Origin of the sequence: Photobacterium frigidiphilum, from assembly GCF_003025615.1 — a bacterium.
Taxonomy (GTDB): Bacteria; Pseudomonadota; Gammaproteobacteria; order Enterobacterales; family Vibrionaceae; genus Photobacterium; species Photobacterium frigidiphilum.
In genome coordinates, this window is the sequence record NZ_PYMJ01000049.1 from 22,359 (window position 1) to 28,761 (window position 6,403).

General features: G+C 43.7%; 7 protein-coding genes. 2 read left to right on the plus strand and 5 right to left on the minus strand.

What is annotated here, in order from left to right:
- Positions 1-50: 50 nt before the first annotated feature.
- Positions 51-374, plus strand: a complete 324-nt coding sequence (locus C9J12_RS27105) for a plasmid mobilization protein (RefSeq protein WP_107245951.1) — start codon at positions 51-53, stop codon at positions 372-374.
- Positions 371-2,119, plus strand: a complete 1,749-nt coding sequence (traI, locus tag C9J12_RS27110) for a TraI/MobA(P) family conjugative relaxase (RefSeq protein ID WP_107245954.1) — start codon at positions 371-373, stop codon at positions 2,117-2,119. The genes C9J12_RS27105 and traI overlap by 4 nt, the downstream gene beginning before the upstream one ends.
- A gap of 16 nt (positions 2,120-2,135) precedes the next feature.
- On the opposite strand, the gene C9J12_RS27115 is transcribed toward traI, so the two are convergent.
- From C9J12_RS27115 to C9J12_RS27135, 5 genes are all read right to left on the minus strand, one after another.
- The gene (locus C9J12_RS27115) at positions 2,136-2,606 is read right to left on the minus strand and encodes a hypothetical protein (RefSeq protein WP_107245956.1); all 471 of its coding nucleotides are present in this window, start codon (positions 2,604-2,606) and stop codon (positions 2,136-2,138) included.
- A 56-nt stretch (positions 2,607-2,662) separates the two neighbouring features.
- Positions 2,663-3,025 carry a hypothetical protein gene (locus C9J12_RS27120; RefSeq protein WP_107245959.1) on the minus strand — a complete coding sequence of 121 codons (363 nt, stop codon included), beginning with the start codon at positions 3,023-3,025 and terminating at the stop codon, positions 2,663-2,665.
- Positions 3,026-3,091: 66 nt separating this feature from the next.
- Positions 3,092-3,643 carry a hypothetical protein gene (locus tag C9J12_RS27125; protein ID WP_107245961.1) on the minus strand — a complete coding sequence of 184 codons (552 nt, stop codon included), beginning with the start codon at positions 3,641-3,643 and terminating at the stop codon, positions 3,092-3,094.
- Between the two features lie 22 nt (positions 3,644-3,665).
- On the minus strand, positions 3,666-5,528 hold the full coding sequence (locus C9J12_RS27130; RefSeq protein WP_107245963.1) for a type IV secretory system conjugative DNA transfer family protein: 1,863 nt from the start codon (positions 5,526-5,528) through the stop codon (positions 3,666-3,668).
- A 15-nt stretch (positions 5,529-5,543) separates the two neighbouring features.
- A complete protein-coding gene (locus tag C9J12_RS27135) occupies positions 5,544-6,071 on the minus strand; it encodes a lytic transglycosylase domain-containing protein (RefSeq protein ID WP_107245965.1) in 528 nt (175 codons plus the stop codon).
- Positions 6,072-6,403 lie beyond the last annotated feature (332 nt).

The following is a 6,403-nucleotide window of genomic DNA, read 5'->3' on the forward strand; positions in this document are numbered from 1 at the left end:
TGCGACTACCGTCTAAAAGATTCGCAAATGTTATTTGCTCAGGAACTGCTATGACATCAACAACACGAATTGACTTGCGCGTTAAGTCAACGGAAAAAGAAAAAATGGAATCGCTGGCGCTTAAATCTGGTTGCTCGTCACTCTCCAGTTATATTCGTCATTGCGCATTGAATAAGCCCGTAAAAACACAGTTGGATTCTGATTTGGTGTTAGAGCTTTTAAAAATGAATGCGGATTTATCACGGTTGGGTAATTTATTACGCCTGACACTTAAAACGCATCAAGGGGGTTATACCAAAGAACAATTAAAGCATATTGAAGATTCGCTTAAACAAACAACGCAATTAATTAAATTAAAAGTTGAACAGTTATGATTGCGAAAAAAGTGTTAAGTAAAAAAGCGACACGCTCTGTTCGTGGTTTGGTTTCCTATATGCTGGATGAAAACAAAAGCGAAAAAGTAGGGGAGGTATTTATCACAAACTGTTATTCGCTTGAACCCCTTCTTGCCTTGAAAGAAATTGAAATTATTCAAGATCGTAATGACCGTGCGAAATCAGACAAAACGTTTCACATGATGATTTCATTCCCTGTCGGTGAAATACCCACGACTGAACAATTAAAAGATATCGAACAATCATTGTGTGAATCTGTGGGACTTGGTCATCATCAGCGTATTAGTGTGACGCATACCAACACCGATAATTATCACCTACATGTTGCGATCAATAAAATCGATCCCGATACGTATAAAATCACCTCTAAATATCGAGAGTGTCATGACATGATGAAATGTTGTGCCATGTTGGAAGTTAAACACAACCTCACGATGACCCATAAAATGAATTTTCATGATCGTAAGTTAGCGAACGGTCTCGACCATTATTCCGGTGAGCAAAGCTTGCTTTCTTGGGCGTCTGAATATGTTAAAGAGGAGCTTGAAAACGTCCTGCCTCAAGCTAAAAGTTGGTCTGATATTCACCGAGTCTTTGCGCACTATGGATTGAAATTGGAGCGGGCTGGTTCGGGTTTGGTCATAAAAACCACGGATGATAAAGCGGCCATTAAGGCCAGTTCTCTGTCACGTAACCTGTCGCTTAAAAAATTAGCATCCACGTTGGGCCCGTTTTCATCACCGTCAACGACAAAATCTCGTCAACCGTCGCGGTATGTGAATGATAAAAATGACTATCTGTACACGGCATTTCAAAAGCATAAGCAAGAGCAGGCACAAAATCGAAAAGCCAGGCTGGCCACATTGAAACAGACTGCGGCCAGACAACGATTAACATTGCGGGTTGAACATGCCTTAGCCCGCGAAAAACTCAAAGCGACGGCCCTTAGTGGGTATTTGAAACGTGACGCTTACAAACGGCTGTCGGCCAACCATAAAGGTGCACAAAAAATAGTGACCACCCATTATGCGAATGAGCGAAAAAAAGCGTTTGAGCAACACCCTTCGATGACATTTCGTGATTACCTGCAATGGCGTGCTTTGGATGGCCATAAAGCCTCCCTCATTAAGTTACGTCACAAGCAGCCCAACATATCAACGAATGGCATTACAGGAGAAGGGGATAAGTTTTTGTCGGCCCCGTCTAAAACGATTGATAAACATGGCCATGTGCATTACCAGTATCACGGCCAGACGGTACGTGATGATGGACGGCAATTATCTACGAGCGCCGACACTGTTTCTGTTAAGCCCTTGGTTGAAATGGCCATACTGAAATACGGGCGCGATATCATCGTGCAAGGCGATGATGCCTTTAAGCGCAAGGTTGAAGCCTGTATCACTGACAATGGTCTGAACGTGCGGTTAGCCGGTATGAAGTCACCGCTTGAAGACTTCATCGATAAACGCAATAAAGACCGAGAAAAAATCACCTCGATACCGATTCATAAACCGTTTACAGAGAAACAGACCGGCACCTTTTCTTTTGAGGGGTATCGTAATGTGCGTGATGAATCCGTTGTGCTACTCAAGCAGCGGGATACGATGTACGTTAAGTCCTTTCCGCGTAGTGAGCTTGATTATTATAAGTCACTCCATAAAGGGGTATCGCTTTCACTGAACCCGCAACGCAGTCATGAGCAAGATAATGAGTGGGAGCGTTAAGTCAGGGTTATATTCACTATATTGACATGGAAGGATAAGCATCAAAGGCGTCATAACGGTCTTCAATATAGAAATGTTCAAGGGTGCTGTTAAAGACGGCGATTTGTTTGATAGGTAGGCCATACGACGTTTTTAAGGTAGTGGGGCAACAAAGGATACCAACAGAATATTCACCGTCAGGATTCCACCCCGATACCCTGTAGACCGTGAAGTCGGGTGAAAACTGACCTCTCGTTTTTGCTTCGTTAACCATTACGGCTTGTACGTCACTCGTGCCATGGTAAATATCGATTAAACGGTCCTGTTTAAAAACGGCGTAATCAAGGCTGTTTGTAAACATAAAGTCTCGGATTAAGTGGCTTAAATGCGATACTTGCGCATTATATTGCTTACGCTCTGCCTGTGTTTTTTTATCCCTCACTGTAGCGACAAGGGATTCATATTGGCGTATCTGTTCAAAGAAAAGATCGCGGTTTTCAATCGTCATAATAATTGACCTTAATGTAAAAGTGATCATGACTTGGAATAGGGGAATGGGTGTCGTTAATATTTCTGTTTTTTATGAGTATTAAGTCTTTGAATATTTACACTTTCATCGTGATCAATAAAATGCGTAAGGGGAGTATTCATCGACGTTGAAAAATGATTGATACAAGTCTGGAGTTGTTCTAATAACCTATCGTGCTCGGATAAGGTAGCTGGATATAGCTTCCATAGTTCGTGGGTTATCCTCAGAACGTTTTCTAATTCTTCCCTGTCAATATGTTGGGGGTTATCAACTAAATCGCCGGCGATAATATTGGTTAAGAACAGCGCCATCTTGCACATTTCTTGGTATACGCCTTTATAGTCTTGAAGTGATCCGTTTGCCATTGTATGGCGACTGTTTTTATTGGGGAAACCCATATAACTCTCGCTTGTGATGGTTAATTAAATTGAACGGGCTGACTAATTGTTATCGCGTGATATTAATTAGTCATAATGCTTCCTAGCATAACGAATGGTTTCAAACCGATAGTTATCAAACGCACTCTCTCCAGTGAAATAGCGATACCCTTTTTTGTTTTTTAAAATGATAAACAAATGGGTGAAGTGCTCGATGAAGGACAGCTTCCCTCCAGTATCCAGTTTTGTTTTAACCCGCTCTAATAATCTATTTATACGTCGCGTTTGCATAAGGCCTGTGGGGTTATCTAAAAAAGGTTTCAATTCGATATCGAAACGTACTTTAGCTGTTATGTATTGTTCCTGGCGTAAATGTTGAATGACATCATAGCCGTATTGGTATGTGATAATTTCAAGCTTGAGTTGTGTTAATTCAATCGCAGTGAAAACACCGTACCTTACATCATGAAATGTTCCTTCAAAGCGACTATTCAGATCCAGAGACTCATTAAGAAACCTATCTGCGATACAGGTTTTGGGTTTGTCGTTATTCCTCGGTACGTCAATCAAACTGATGGGGATGTGTTTTTCTGTACTTGCAGGAATATCGTTATACGGTGCAGCGGGTTTATTACTCATGTTTGAATTCGCCTGTATGGGGTCATATCATGTCGATTTGTGATTGCGTTGACGGCGGTGTGATTGCATGTCTGGCAATGAAGATGGGATCTTTAAAATATAAACTTTGCGTCCCTAAAATAGGGTGGTAGCCACGAACAAAAATAAGCATCTTGCCAGCGCTGATTATTCGGGTTCCGCTTTCATCTTTTACTGCTGGCGGTAAACGTAAGCATTCATCCACCGTCAATAGCGGTCTGCTTTTTTCCACGATGCCTCGACTGATGTTTTGACCTTGTGACAGCTTTTTACCTGATGTGGTCAGAGTTTCTTGCACAACGGTCCCCATTCCCGTCATGGTTGATAACAGTTGAGCGGTTTCAGGCTTGTTAGGCGCAAGGGCAATCGTTACCTCGCACCCTGATGTAATGGTTTCGTCCCGCCCGTAAGTTTGATAGAGCTGCACGTTATCTTGAATGATGATATAGACCTTCACCCCATAACCTCGTAAGAAGTGCAGGGAGGTTTCCAATGCCTTTAACTTGCCTATGCCCGTGAATTCATCGAGCAGTAACAGTAAACGGTGCTTGTGGGGATTCTTATGCTCCGTCGTGCGTTTGAGGATGAGGGTTAATATCAACCTGACGAGGGGGCGCATCCGTTCTTGGTCGTTATCTCGCACCTGGATGAATAAGCTAACGGGCTGAATGTTGTCACGTAAATCATCATAGTGAAAATCTGACCGTGAGGTGTTTTCAGCCACGATAGGGTCGAGAAACAGGTTAAATTTTTCAGAGGCGGTCGAGATGATATTACCGAGTTCACGATCGGGTTTTTTAAACATATCTGCGGCTGTTTTTAACACGATAGGGTGCGTATCGGTCTTGGTGCAATGTTGTAGGCTTTCGGCATCGGCTTTACCGATGGAAAAAATGGGCTGTTCGCTATTAAGCTGCATGTGAGGCGTGGTCATCATGATAGATAACATGGCGTAAATATCTAAGGTGTTTGGGTCTTTTAGCATGTCCCCCACTTTACTCAGGCTGGTAACTGCGCCTTTTTGTTTTTCAACGTATAAGGTGTGTAATATCAGGGCCACAATCAGTGCATAGGCATTCTTATTGAAGTGGTCCAGTTCATCTTTACCGTTTGGATTCGTGATAACAGTGGCGATATTTTGGGTGTCTGAGACTTCAAAATCCCCCAAGGTACAACGCCCTGACGCATCGTAGTCATTGGTTCTGATTTCTTCCAACGGGTTGAACTTCACGGAGTCTCGACGGGCAGGGTCGAATTTGAGGCTAATGTTATTAGCATGTTGGCTACGCCATCCCGCCGTTTCTTCATACAGTTCAGGTTTGTTATCGAGCACCACCATCGAGGCTGGCCAGCTTAATAGCGTTGGTAACACAAAACTGACCCCTTTACCTGAGCCCGTCGGGGCGTAACAGAGCACATGCTCATTGGTATTGTGACGCAGATATTCAAGGGTATTTTTCTTGGATTCAAACGCACCTACATAGACCCCTCGACCATTGAGTAAGCCCGCTTGCTTGATGTCCTCCCGTGTCGCCCAACGCGCTGTACCGTGCGAGGTCTTGTTGCCCGTGGCGACCTTTCGGGTCAACGTGGCGAGGCAAAAGAGGAGTGTCCCCCCGATTAACAGGGCGAGATGCACTAACCATACGTCACGAAAATACAGCTTAAATTGCGTGAGCTTGATGGACCAGAGCATCCAGTTGAACGGGCTCTGCTTGAATGTCATTGAATGGAACAGCGAGTTTTCAACATAGAGTGTTGTTAGGGTGTTGAGTAGTAACGCAAAGCATAAAAAAAACGCCAGGGCGACAAGGCGTTTTATAACAGGTTGCGTCTGTTTATGCTCTTGATAGGCAAACGTCTTCATTCTCTCATTTCCTTTTTAATCATAAAGATTGCCGAGTGGGATAGTCGTCTCGTTGGTATAGAGTGAGGCAGGGGCTGTCTTGGGGCTTTCATACGGTGTGTAGCGGTTCACATACCCATTTTTAAACCCGTAGGTCATGTTGCCGGTGTTGTAGATGGAAAGCGCATGGCGCAATGCTATCTGTGGCGTTTTCTTCACACGAAGTGCGCGTTGATAGGCTTCATACAAAATTGTCGATCCGACGTTGATATTCTTGCAGGGGTTAAACATATCGCTGACAGTGACACCGTAACTCTTTAGGTTGTTACTGTTGACCTGCATCAACCCTAAATCCACGGAATGCCCTTGCCTGATATAGTCATTGGCTAACCGAATCGCCTCCTCTTTTGTTTTGGGCGAGGTGTATCGAGGTTTGGGTTTGCCTTTAAGGATGTTGACGTTAATGGCGATAGGGTTATTGGCTGATTCGACCGCAATGATTTTTTGAACCATGGCGGGGTGCACCTGATTGATGCATTCAGTATAAGGGGTAATATCAAGCATGATGCCTCCTGATAAGACGCTGCTGCGGCATACCGCCAGTTTGGTAGATTCCCATGTTAGAAATTAGGTGCAAAGCCAGCCGCTAACGCTTATTTTTCTTAGTTGCAACTATGCTATACAAACATGCCCAACCAAATGCTTGAATCACTATCATTGCTGCCACCTTAGTGTAAACATTGTGATGAATGTAAGAGAGCAATCTCACGTGCATATTTTCATCCATCCCGATCGCTCAATAACACTGATGCCGATCAGCCAATACCATTCATGGCGATCACCTAATAACATCGATGCCGATCACTTTGGTTAAAAATGTTATTGAGCGATCGACT